This is a genomic window from Rhodopila globiformis, from assembly GCF_002937115.1.
GTDB classification, from domain to species: domain Bacteria; phylum Pseudomonadota; class Alphaproteobacteria; order Acetobacterales; family Acetobacteraceae; genus Rhodopila; species Rhodopila globiformis.
This window is the reverse complement of record NZ_NHRY01000194.1, coordinates 17,821-29,040: the sequence shown is the minus strand read 5'-3', so window position 1 is coordinate 29,040 and position 11,220 is coordinate 17,821. Positions and strand designations below refer to the sequence as shown.

6 protein-coding genes and 1 pseudogene are annotated in these 11,220 nt (G+C 68.4%); 4 read left to right on the top strand and 3 right to left on the bottom strand.

Annotated features, from left to right (window positions below; all coding sequences use genetic code 11):
- From CCS01_RS34710 to CCS01_RS17970, 4 genes and pseudogenes are all read left to right on the top strand, one after another.
- Positions 1-199 (top strand): annotated as a pseudogene (locus CCS01_RS34710) (hypothetical protein); the annotation flags it as partial.
- Positions 200-355: 156 nt separating this feature from the next.
- Positions 356-607, top strand: coding sequence for a hypothetical protein (locus tag CCS01_RS32975; RefSeq protein ID WP_146101832.1), 252 nt, complete (start codon positions 356-358; stop codon positions 605-607).
- Positions 604-804: a hypothetical protein gene (locus tag CCS01_RS32970; RefSeq protein WP_146101831.1), complete on the top strand. Its 201-nt coding sequence runs from the start codon at positions 604-606 to the stop codon at positions 802-804. The genes CCS01_RS32975 and CCS01_RS32970 overlap by 4 nt, the downstream gene beginning before the upstream one ends.
- Before the next feature lie 496 nt (positions 805-1,300).
- A complete protein-coding gene (locus CCS01_RS17970; protein WP_158258466.1) occupies positions 1,301-5,146 on the top strand; it encodes a hydantoinase B/oxoprolinase family protein in 3,846 nt (1,281 codons plus the stop codon).
- 397 nt (positions 5,147-5,543) lie between these two features.
- Here the strand turns inward: CCS01_RS17970 and CCS01_RS17965 are convergent, their stop codons facing one another.
- From CCS01_RS17965 to CCS01_RS17955, 3 genes are all read right to left on the bottom strand, one after another.
- Positions 5,544-7,346: an acyl-CoA dehydrogenase C-terminal domain-containing protein gene (locus CCS01_RS17965; RefSeq protein WP_104520150.1), complete on the bottom strand. Its 1,803-nt coding sequence runs from the start codon at positions 7,344-7,346 to the stop codon at positions 5,544-5,546.
- 407 nt (positions 7,347-7,753) lie between these two features.
- A complete protein-coding gene (locus tag CCS01_RS17960; protein ID WP_104520149.1) occupies positions 7,754-10,081 on the bottom strand; it encodes a 3-hydroxyacyl-CoA dehydrogenase/enoyl-CoA hydratase family protein in 2,328 nt (775 codons plus the stop codon).
- On the bottom strand, positions 10,081-11,217 hold the full coding sequence (locus CCS01_RS17955) for a thiolase family protein (protein WP_104520148.1): 1,137 nt from the start codon (positions 11,215-11,217) through the stop codon (positions 10,081-10,083). Before CCS01_RS17955 ends, CCS01_RS17960 begins: the two co-directional genes overlap by 1 nt.
- Positions 11,218-11,220 lie beyond the last annotated feature (3 nt).

Here is an 11,220-nt window from a genome sequence, read left to right as displayed (position 1 = left end):
TGACGAAGACGGCGATGGCTTTTGCGAAGTCCACGTCAACACAATCGAGGGCTTCTGGTCGCTGCTGCGCTCCTGGCTGCGCCCGCACCGCGGCATCTCGCAGGACAAACTGCCGCTGTATCTTGGTGGCTCTTGTCGGGTTCCGGGGTGGTCGGGTGAGGCGTCCCACGGCCGCGAAATCCAACCGGAACCGTGTTGAAAAGGTTCACGACACTGCCCTGTCGGATGACGTGCGCCCCCGCTGCGGCAACAGCCCTGCTGCATTCGCGTTCATCTGCGGTTCCATTTCTGCTTTGGAGCAGCACGCAGGCGTCGGAACATCCCTCCCGCCGCCACGCTGATTCAGGAACCGCAGATGAACGCAAATGAACGCAAATGGCCCGGTGGTGAAACGGACCTCCGAACGTACTGTCGGCCGCGCGCCGATCGTTGCCAGGGCGCTCGGTTGCGGTTTTCAAGGCTCCTGCCGGGTTCCGGATGGGCGGTGAAGCGTCTCACCACCCCGAAATCCAACAAGAGCCACCTTGGTTTCTTCCAGTTCGTGCATAACGCACGCCGCCGCGGCAAAGCGCTGCTCGGCGCTCTCGTCGGACGCTTGGTCGGGTGAGCCATCTCACCACCCTGGAACCCAATAAGAGCCTTCACGATTTTATTGAGCAGGGCGGCATTGTCTTGAAACCTGGAGCCATGGGCAACGCCGATGCTGCAACGGCTCTGACCGGCGGAGGGGCTTTCACAATGATGAGAAAGGGCAAGTTTTTCGTTGCGCGGGTATGGCGATCATTTGGATCGCCCTGGCTGTAATGCGCAAGGCACGGCGATCGACGCCAGGCCAATGCGGCCGAAGGCCGCCCGAATCCCTGCTCTGCGCACTCTGCGCCCCGCTCGGCGAACTCTGCGTTGAAAAATGCGCTGCCGCAACAAACATCGGCGTTGCCGGCGAGTCGCCCGGCCCCAACGCCGGCGGCGCCCCGACCACCGCGATTCAACGCAGAGTTTGCCGAGCGGGGCGCAGAGCGCGCAGAGGCGAATTTATTGCGACCTGCGGTCGCGGTGGCTCAACGCCGATCGGCATGCCCCTGCGAGAACCCCGTGCCTTGGCATTCAAGACAATGCAGGCCAACGCGATAACGCACCTGCGTCGCGCGGCGGTCAGACTGTCCCTGCCCGCGTTGTCGTCTATGATCACCGGCAACATGGCAAGAGTGCCGGGCGTAGGGAGGAAACCGCTGCATGGACACGACCGACGACATCATCCCGATCCCCGCGGGCACGCAGGCAAGCCACTGGCGGCGCTGACATGGATACGGATGAAACCACGCCGCGCTACGCGCTCGGCATCGACGTCGGCGGCACCTTCACCGATATCGTCTGCCGCGGCTCCGACGGCTCGGTCCGGCTGGCGAAGGTGCCGACCAGCCGCGGCAACCCGAGCCAGGCGGTGCTGGCGGCCCTGGACATGGCGCGCGACGCCTGGGGCGTGCGGCCTGAGGCCATCATCCGGTTCACCCACGGCACCACCGCGGCCACCAATGCCATGTTGGAGCGCAAGGGCGCCCGTGTCGGCCTGATCACCACCCAGGGCTTCAAGGACGTGCTGGAAATCGGCCGCCAGATGCGGCACCGGATGTACGACCTGATCCTGCAGCCGGAGACACCCGTCTTCCTCGCCCCCGGCCGCCGCCGCAAAGAGGTGCGGGAGCGCATCAGCGCGCAGGGCGACGTCGTCATTCCCCTCGACGAGGCCAGCATCCGCACCGCGGTGACCGAACTGGCACAGCAGGACGTCGAGGCGATCGCGGTCTGCCTGCTGTTCTCGTTCCTCAATCCTGCGCACGAGCATCGCGTGCGGCAGATCGTGAACGAAATGCTGCCAGGCCTGCCGGTGTCGCTGTCCTGCGAGGTCGATCCGGCGTTCCGCGAATACGAACGCACGTGCATCACCGCCTTCGACGCCTGCATCAAGCCGGTCGTGTCCGACTACCTCGCCGACATGGAAGCCGGCCTGCGCCGCATCGGCGTGCCGGCACCCTTGCAGGTGATGCAGTCGCGCGGCGGGCTGGCAACGTCGGCCGTGGCACGCCAGCGGCCGGTGCGGCTGTTCCTGTCCGGGCCGGCAGCGGGAGTCATCGGCGGGCTGGAGGCCGGGCTGGCCGCCGGCTTCGCGGACCAGATCACCGTCGATATCGGCGGCACCTCCTGCGACATCGCCCTGATCAGCGACGGCCGGCCGCTTATCCGGTCCGAGGGCGTGATCGACGGCTTCTCGGTGCGGGTGCCGATGGTCGATGTCACCGCCATCGGCGCGGGCGGCGGCAGCATCGCCTGGCTCGACGCCGCCGGCACCCTGCGGGTCGGCCCCGAATCGGCGGGATCGGAGCCAGGGCCGGCCTGCTACGGACGCGGCGGCGAACGGCCCACCGTGACGGATGCCTCGGTCGTGCTGGGTTACATCGATCCCGCGACGTTTGCTGGCGGCAGCCTGCGGCTGGTTCCGGAATTCGCCCAAGAAGCGATTTGCCGACACATCGCCGAACCGCTCGGCATCAGCATCGAGCAGGCGGCGCTGGGCATCCACCGCGTGCTGAACGCCCAGATGGCGGAGGCGATCCGGCTGATTTCCATCGGCCGCGGCATCGATCCGCGCGGCCATGCTCTGGTGCCGCTGGGCGGCGCCGGCCCGATGCACGCCACCGCGCTGGCCGAGGAACTGGGCATGCGGGCGATCGTCGTGCCGCCGCATCCGGGCGTGCTTGCCGCCGCCGGCCTGCTGGGCGCGCCGGTCGAGCACGAGGTCGCCGCCGCCTTCCCGCGCGCGTTGGCCGACGTCACGCCGGCGGAGGTGCGGGAGGCCCTGCGGCAACTGGACGAGCGCTGCGCGGACCTGATGCGGCGGGAAGGCGACGGCGAGGTGGCGATCAGCCACTACGCCGACATCTGCTACATCGGGCAGTCGCATCACCTGGAGGTGCCGCTTGATCTTTCGGCCCCGGACGCGCTCGCGCGGGCCTGGCGCGATTTCCAGGCCGTGCATGACCGCATCCACGGCCACCACACCGACAGCCCGGCGCGGATCGTCAACCTGCGCAGCGTCCACCGGCGTGCCGGTCCGCGCGTCGCAACGTCTGACCCCGTCCCGTCATGGCGCGGCCTGTCCGGGCCACCTGTCGCGGCACGTGTGGATGGCGATGGCCCGGACAGGCCGCGCCATCACGGCGAAGCAACTATTGTACCGGCAGCCGACCATGTTGGCGTCCATGCCGCGGCCCTCGTCATCGACACGCCCTGTGACCCGGCGCGGCGGCCGATCCGGGTGCGGCAGGCGGCGGAGCCGGTCGAGGCCGGCATCTGGCAGCGCGACCGGATCACGCGAGAGCAGCGCATTCCGGGGCCGGCGGTCATCGAGCAGGCGGACACGACGATCCTGGTGGAGCCCGGCTGGACCGCCCGGCTGATCGACAGCGGCGCCCTGCTGATCGAGCGGGACGGGGACGCCATGCCCTTCGCCGATGACGCGCATGACCCGGTCACCATGGAGGTGATCCGCCACCGGCTGGAGGGCATCGCGGAGGAGATGCAGTCCACGCTGCTGCGCAGTTCGTTCTCGCCGATTGTGAAGGAGGGGCTGGACGCCTCGGCCGGGCTGTTCACCGCCGACGGCAGCACGCTGGCGCAGGCCTGCGCCATCCCGATCCACCTCGCGACCCTGATCCCGGTGATGCGGCGGGTGATCGAGACGTTCCCGCCCGCGACGATGCATCCGGGCGACATTTACATCATGAACGATCCCTACCTGGGCGGCACGCACCTGCCGGATATCGCCGTGATCCAGCCGATACTGACCGAGGGGCGGCTGCTGGGCTTTGCGGCGGCGATGACCCACCACCAGGACATGGGCGGGCTGACGCCGGGCTCGGTGCCGACGAATGCCACCGAGGTGTTCCAGGAGGGATTGCGGATTCCGCTGCTGAAGCTGCGCGACCAGGGCGTGCCGAATGACACGCTGGTGGCGATGATCCGGCAGAACGTGCGCATCCCGGACATCGTCATGGGCGACATCCATGCCCAGGTCGCAGCTTGCAGCATCGGCGCCCGGCGGATGCAGGCGATCGCCGCCCGGCATGACGCGGATGGGCTGGCCGGGCTGTTCCGGGCCCTGCTCGACCGGTCGGAGACGATGACCCGCCAGGCGTTGTCCCGCATTCCCGAGGGCACCTACCGCTATGTGGATTTCCTCGACAACGACGGCATCGAACTGGACAAGCCGATACGGATCGAGGTGGCGGTCACCGTCCGGGACGCGACGCTGCTTGTCGATTTCTCCGGCACCAGCCCGCAGGTGCGCGGGCCGTTGAACTGCGTGCCGTCTGGCTCGCTGGCCGCGGCGTGTTTCGCCATCCGGGCGGTGACGGATCCGACGATTCCGACCAATGGCGGCTGCTTCCGGCCGATCTCGCTGCACTTGCCGCCGGGCAGCCTGGTCAACCCGGCGGAACCGGCGCCGGTGAACGCGCGCACCTCGACGATCAAGCGCATCGCGGGGTCGATCATTTCGGCGCTGGCGGATGCGCTGCCGGATCGGGTCCCGGCGGCCTCGGCTGGCGAGATGCTGATGGTCGCGTTTGGCGGCCGCACATCGGCCGACACACCGTTCGTCATCGGCGATCTTGTGGCCGGCGGCAGCGGGGCTTCGCTGCGGACCGATGGCGTGGACGTCATCGAGACGGATGCGACGAACTGCATGAACCTGCCGGCCGAGGCGATCGAGATGGAGGCGCCGATCCGGCTCAACCGGGTAGGCCTGGCGGCCGACAGCGGCGGACGCGGCGCGCACCGTGGCGGCCTGGGAACCGTGCGGGACTACGAGATGCTGGCGGACGGTATCAGCTTCACCCATCGCGGCGAGCGCCATTTCAGCCAGGCCCGGGGGGCCGCGGGCGGGAGCGATGGCGCCCGTGCGCATTCGGTCATCATCCGCGCTGACGGCGGGACGGAAACCATTCCGTCGAAAATCGTCAGCCGGCTGCACCGGGGCGATCGCGTCGTGATCCAGACGGCAGGCGGTGGCGGGCACGGCGCCGCAGACGATCGCGACCCGCGGCTAGTGGCGGTTGACCTTGCGGACGGCAAGATCACCGCCGCCTGACCGGGTGCCGCCTGGGTACTTTATTACTTCAGAAGTAAGAGAATGCACATGCGCCTTGCAACGGAGGCACCACGATCTATGCAACGCCAACGGGCCGAAGGCCGCCCAAATCCCTGCTCTGCGTGCTCTGCGCTCCGCTCTGCGCGCTCTGCGTCGAATCGCGGTGGTCGGGGCGTCACCGGCGCTTCAGGTTGGGCGACTCACCGGCAACGCCGTTCTTTGCTGCACCACCGCATTTTTCGACGCAGAGCGCGCAGAGCGGAGCGCAGAGCCCGCAGAGAAGAATTTGTTGCGACCTGCGGTCGCGATCAGTTAGGGCCAACATCGTGCCGCTATATTGCCCGAACGAGAGGCGGCAGGTTGTACTGGTTGCGCAACCGCAGGATTGCTGCAAGCGTCAGAACGCCGCCTCCTCCATGTCCATCATTGCGCGCTTGCCGGCCTTGATGGCGGTGAGCAGGCCGGCGACCTCCGGCAGCACCCTTTCCATGTAGAACCGCGCCGTCGTCAGCTTCGCCTTGTAGAAGCCAGCATCGGCGTCCGGCTTCGCCAGTTTCTCCACCGCAATGACGGCGGTGCGTGTCCACATGAAGCCCAGCGCCACCAGGCCGAACAGCCGCAGATACTCGCTCGCCGCCGCGCCGGCTTCCTCCGGGTCCGCCATCCCGGCCGCGGCGATGTGCGCGGTCGCCAGTTGCAAGGCGCCGAAGGCTTTTTCCAGCCCCTTGACCATCTGGCCCAGTAGCAGGTGATTGCGGTGCCGCTCGATGAACTCGCTCACCGGATGGAAGAACGTCCGCAGCAACCGGCCGGCGCCCTGCGGCAATTTGCGGCCGACCAGGTCGAGCGCCTGGATGCCGTTCGTGCCTTCATAAATCATCGAAATGCGGGCATCGCGGACAAGCTGCTCCATGCCGTGGTCGCGGATGTAGCCGTGCCCGCCATAGACCTGCATGCCGAGATTGGTCGCCTCGAAGCCCAGGTCGGTGAACAGCGCCTTCACCACCGGCGTCATCAGCGCGGTGAAATCCTCCGCCTGCCTGCGGGCATCGGGATCGTTCGACCGTTCCAGCACGTCAAGCTGGCGCGCGACCCAGCCGCCGAGCGCGCGGCAGCCTTCCGTATAAGCCCGCATCCGCAGCAGCATCCGCCGCACGTCCGGATGCACGATGATCGGGTCCGCCGCCTTGTCGGCCGCCTTGTCGGCCGCCTTGACGCCGCCCAGGCTGCGCCCCTGGATGCGCTCGCGGGCATAGGCGACCGCGCTCTGGTAGCTGGTCTCCGCGGCGCCGAGGCCCTGGATGCCGACGGACAGGCGCTCGCTGTTCATCATGGTGAACATTGTCGCCAGGCCCTTGTTGGGCTCGCCGACGAGCCAGCCGGTGGCTTCCTCGAAAGTCAACTGGCAGGTGGCGGAGCCCTTGATGCCCATCTTGTGCTCCAGCGCGGTGCAGATCACGCCGTTGCGCACGCCGGGGCGGCCGTCGGCCGTGGGGATGAACTTCGGCACCAGGAACATGCTGATGCCGCGCGTTCCCTTCGGCGCGTCCGGCAGGCGGGCCAGCACCAGGTGGATGATGTTCTCGGTCAGGTCGTGCTCGCCGGCGCTGATGAAGATTTTTGACCCGCTGACCTTGTAGGACCCGTCAGGCTGCGGCACGGCGCGGGTGCGCAGCATGCCCAGGTCGGTGCCGCAATGTGCCTCGGTCAGGCACATCGTCCCCGACCACGTGCCGGCCACCATCTTCGGCAGGTAGGTGTCCTTCAGCTCGTCCGAGGCATGGGCAGCGATCGCCTGGTAGGCGCCGTGCGTCAGGCCGGGATACAGGCTGAACGAAAGGTTCGCCGAGCAGATCATTTCCTCGATGAGCTTGTTCAGGCTTTCCGGCAATCCCTGGCCGCCGTATTGCGGGTCCGCCGCCAGCGCCGTCCAGCCGCCGTCGCGGAAGGCGTCATAGGCCTCCTTGAAGCCCTTGGGCGTGCGCACGACCCCGTTCTCCAGCACACACCCGTACTCATCACCCGCGGTGTTGGTCGGCAGCAGCACTTCCTCGGCCAGCTTGCCGGCTTCCTCCAGGATGCTGTCCATCAGGTCGGGCGAGACCTCCTCCAGCCCGTGGAGCTGCGTCAACGCCGTGCTGTCGTGCAGTTCGTGCAGCACGAACCGCATGTCACGCAGGGGAGCTTTGTACGTCTGCATCGTCGCTACCTTCTGGTTCTCGCCGTCATGATCGGAAACAGGACATCGTCGCCGCCCTATCGTCATGGCCGGGCGTGTCCCGGCCATCTACCCCCAACCGTCGAAGCGCAGATGGCCGGAACACGCCCCATACGTATCAGGATAAGCTGGCGACTGGAGAAAGGTTCGGCGGCGCGTGCCGTTTCTCCCTCGTCGTGGCCCGGACAAGCCGGGCCATGACGATCAGGGAAAGGCCGTTCTCAAGCCACCGCCTTATCCTGATACGCATGGGGACACGCCCGGCCATGACGGAGGGGCAACGGACCCGGCTCCATGGCTCTCGGTTAGCGCCAATGCGGGCGAGCCGGGCCATGACGATGAGCTGCTGGCGCCCAACGGTTGGATTCTACGCCGGTTCATACACCATCCTAATTCCGCAACGGCTTGCCGGTTTCGAGCGTGTGCTCGATCCGCGCCAGCGTCGGCGCGGTGCGAGCCAGGCGCATGAACGCCCGCCGCTCCAGGTCGAGCATCGCCTGCTCGTCCACCGTGTCGATGATGTCGGTGTCCCCGCCGGACAGCACCTCGGCCAGCGCATCGGCGACCACCAGGTCATGGTCGGTTGCCAGGCCGCGCCGGTGGAAGCCGAGGGCGGCCGAATACAGGCCGGCCCGCCCGGACGGCCCCGGCAGCACGAACGTCGGCGGCTCCGGCGGCTTGTAGCCGTCCACCAGGCCCAGCGCCCGCTGCTTCGCGTCCGCCAGCAGGCGGTCGCGGTTCATGGTGATGCCGTCGGTCGGGCGCAGGAAATGCTTCTCCATCGCCTGGTGCGCCGATTTCGAGACGTCCGCGGTGCTGACGCCCTCGAACACCTTGGCCGGCGCCGGCATCGGACCGCGCGGCAGCTTCGGCTCGGCCCGCCAGCGCGCCAGCATCTCGCCGCAGCCGCCCCAGCCGGGGACCAGGCCGACGCCGCACTCGACCAGGCCGATGTAGCTCTCGGCATGCGCCTGCACCGCGTCCGAATGCAGGATGATCTCGCAGCCGCCGCCCAGCGCCATGCCGGACGGCGCCGCCACCACCGGGAACGGGGCGTATTTCAGCGCCTTGTAGGTCTTCTGCCCGGCGGCGATCTGCTTTTCGATCTCGCCCCAGGCGGCGATGTTGGCGGCGAACAGCGCCAGGCCGAGGTTGGCGCCGAGCGAGAAGTTGCTGCCCTCGTTGTAGATCACCAGCGCCTTGAACCGACTGCGCACCACCTCGATCGACTGGCCCAGAAGCTCGATGGTCTTGTCGTCCAGCGCGTTCGACTTGCCGGTGAACTCGAAGCAGGCGACGCCGTCGCCGATGTCCCACAGCGCGGCGGAGGCATTGCGCAGCACCGGCTTCGACGCCAGCTTGATGTCCGCCAGCAGCAGCACGCCCGGCGCGCGGACGATATCGTGGTACTCGCCGTCTGTGCCCAGATATTGCCGCTTGCCCGCTTCCACCCGGTAGAAGCTGCGCCCGGCCGCATCGCGCAGCAGCGCCGGCACGTCCATGCCCTGCGCGGCAAGCTGGTCCACCAGCCACGCCGTGCCGAGCTTGTCGGCCAGTTCGAACGGCCCCCACGTCCAGGCGTAGCCGAGCCGCATCGCCTCATCGACGTCGGCGATCGATTCCGCCACGTCCGGGACCAGCGTCGCGGCATAGGCGATGGTCTGCGCCAGCACGCGGAAGGCATAGGTTCCCGCCTTGCCGGGCGACGCCAGCAGCGCCCGTAGGTCGCGGCCGGCGGCCTCGATCTCCGGCAGCGCCGGCTTGCGTTCCGGGCGGTAGTCGCCGGTTTGCAGGTCGATCGCCTGCTTGGCGCGCCCGCCCGCGGCACGGTCGAGCCGATAGAACCCGCCCTTGCCTTTCCGCCCGGTCAGGCCCTGCCCGATCATGCGGGTCACCAGCGGCACGTCGCGGTCGATGCGGTGGAACGCGTCGGACTTCGGCAGCACGGCGCGCATCGAGGCGTTGACCAGCGGGCCCATGTCGATGCCGACCAGATCCATCAGGCCGAATACGCCGGTCTTCGGGATGCCCATTGGCGGACCGACGATCGCGTCCGCCTCCTCCACCGTCAGCCCCTGGTCGATCGCCTCGGTCAGTGCCAGTTGCAGCCAGTAGATGCCGAGCCGGTTGGCGATGAAGCCGGGGCTGTCGGCGCAGTGCACGATGCTCTTGCCCAGCGCCACGTCGGCGAAGCGGGTGACGGCTTCGACGGTTTCCGGCGACGTTTCGGGGCCGGTGACGATCTCCAGCAGGCGCATGTAGCGCGGCGGGTTGAAGAAATGCGTGATCAGAAAGTCGCGCCGGAACGCCTCGCTTAGGCCCTCGGTCAGCAGCTTCAGGCCGATGGTCGAGGTGTTGGAACTGATGGCGCAGCCCGGGCGGTGGACGGCTTCCAGCCGGCGGTACAGCGCCTGCTTGATGTCCACCCGCTCCAACACGGCCTCGATGATCCAGTCGCAATCGGCCAGCTTGCCCAGGTCGTCCTCGAGGTTGCCGATGGTGACCAGTTTCGCCGCGGCGTCGTGCATGAAGGCGGCGGGTTCGGCCTTGCGCAGCCGCGCCAGTGCCGTCTCCGCCAGCACGTTGCGGTTGGTGGCGTCCGGCGGGACGATATCCAGCAGCGCCACCGGCACGCCGGCATTCGCCACCTGCGCGGCGATGCCGGCCCCCATTGTGCCGGCGCCGATGACGCCGACACGGCGGATCGCGGCGGCCATCACACGCGCTCCAGGATCGTGGCGATGCCCTGGCCGCCGCCGATGCACTGGCTGGCCAGGGCAAAGCGGCCGCCGGTGCGGGCCAGCAAGGACGCCGCCTTGCCGGTGATGCGGGCACCGGTCGCGCCCAGCGGATGGCCCAGCGCGATCGCGCCACCGTCGAGGTTCAGCGTCTCGTCGCGGATGCCAAGCTCGCGGGCACAGGCGATCGCCTGGCTGGCGAAGGCCTCGTTCAGTTCGACGACGTCGAGCGCGCCGATCTCCAGGCCGGCGCGTCCCAGCGCCTTCTTCGTCGCGGCGACCGGGCCGATGCCCATGATCTCCGGCGCGCAGCCGGCAACGGCGATGGAGCGGATGCGGGCAAGCGGCCTGATGCCGTGCTTGTCGGCATAGGCCTCGCTGCAGACCAATACCGCCGATGCGCCGTCGGTCAGCGGCGAGGACGTGCCGGCGGTGACGGTCCCATCCTTGTCGAACGCCGGCTTAAGCCCGGCGAGGCCCTCGGCGGTGGTGTCGGGGCGGATGCAGCCGTCCTGCTCCACCGTGCCGCCCTTGCCGGTGATTGGCACGATCTCGTCCGCCAGATGCCCGGCGGCGACGGCGGCGGCGGCGCGCTGGTGGCTGCGCACGGCGAACGCCTCCTGCTCGCCGCGGGGGATCTGCCACTTGCGGGCAACGTTTTCGGCCGTCTCGCCCATGCTGATGTAGGCGGACGGCATGGACTGCATCAGCGCCGGGTTGACCAGCGGGTTGTAGCCCATCATCGGCACGCGGCTCATGCTCTCGATGCCGGCGCAGATGAACACGTCCCCGGCGCCGAGCGCGATCTGGCCGGCGGCGATGTGGATCGACTGCATCGAGGAGCCGCAGAAGCGGTTGACCGTCACGCCGGCGACCGACAGTGGCAAGTCGGCCAGCAGGGCAATCAGCCGGGCGACGTTCAGGCCCTGCTCACCTTCGGGGAAGGCGCAGCCGACGATGATGTCCTCGATGTCCTCCGGTTTGATGCCGGTGCGGCTGATCAGCGCGCGGACGACCTGGGCAGCGAGGTCATCGGGACGGACGCGCGCCAGGGCGCCCTTGCCGGCGAAGTGAAAGGGCGACCGGGCATAGCCGGCGATCACCGCACTGGTCATGGT

Excerpts from the sequence above, each read along its gene's own strand:
- CCS01_RS17960 (WP_104520149.1), bottom strand. The coding sequence starts at position 10,081 with ATGGCCGCCGCGATCCGCCGTGTCGGCGTCATCGGCGCCGGCACAATG.
- CCS01_RS17965 (WP_104520150.1), bottom strand. The coding sequence starts at position 7,346 with ATGCAGACGTACAAAGCTCCCCTGCGTGACATGCGGTTCGTGCTGCAC.
- CCS01_RS17955 (WP_104520148.1), bottom strand. The coding sequence starts at position 11,217 with ATGACCAGTGCGGTGATCGCCGGCTATGCCCGGTCGCCCTTTCACTTC.
- CCS01_RS32975 (WP_146101832.1), top strand. The coding sequence starts at position 356 with ATGAACGCAAATGAACGCAAATGGCCCGGTGGTGAAACGGACCTCCGA.
- CCS01_RS17970 (WP_158258466.1), top strand. The coding sequence starts at position 1,301 with ATGGATACGGATGAAACCACGCCGCGCTACGCGCTCGGCATCGACGTC.